The sequence below is a fragment of the Vibrio sp. 1401 genome (assembly GCF_033340295.1).
In genome coordinates, this window is the sequence record NZ_JAWOWF010000578.1 from 1 (window position 1) to 595 (window position 595).

Annotated in this window: 2 protein-coding genes; both read right to left on the bottom strand. The window is 47.9% G+C overall.

The window, feature by feature from the left end; genetic code table 11:
• Positions 1–367, bottom strand: a 367-nt coding sequence (locus R7Z77_RS26930) for a response regulator (protein ID WP_318137249.1), incomplete at its 3' end; no start/stop codon positions are given.
• Between the two features lie 3 nt (positions 368–370).
• The coding region (locus R7Z77_RS26935) for a tetratricopeptide repeat protein (RefSeq protein WP_411913222.1) at positions 371–595 on the bottom strand (225 nt) is incomplete at its 5' end.

Consider the following 595-nt stretch of genomic DNA (forward strand, 5'->3'; position numbering starts at 1 on the left):
CACTGCCGGATTGACGGCGAATCAACACACGCAAGCGAGCGAGCAACTCTTCGAGTGCAAACGGTTTTCCGAGGTAATCATCTGCGCCGCCATCAAGGCCTTGAACGCGATCGCGAATGTCGTCTCGTGCGGTAAGTATCATCACTGGGAGCTTAAATCCGCCTTTGCGAATATTACGCAGAACTTCCAATCCATCGATATCGGGTAGAGTGAGATCCAAAATTACGGCAGTGAACGCTTCTGTTTTGAGTGCGCTAGTCACGCCAGACCCTTTTTCTACCCAATCCACGGTGTACCCATGGCGACTTAATGAAGTCACCATGGATTGACCGAGTAGTTTGTCATCTTCTACGAGTAATAAGCGCATAGATTATTTCAATCTCCCAAGAGTCGCTTCAATTTCCAGTTTTCGGCCTTTATCCGCCAAAGGTCGGTCAGGGCGAGGTGACGCCTGCATTGCGCGAGTCAAATACACTTTCGCTTCTTTGTCTCGACCTTCTTCTGCAAGGAAGTCTCCATAAAAATAGTTCGGATCGATGCCTTTTGGATTGATCTCTAACGCTTTTTTCAACATTTCTTCGGCTTTATCGTCATC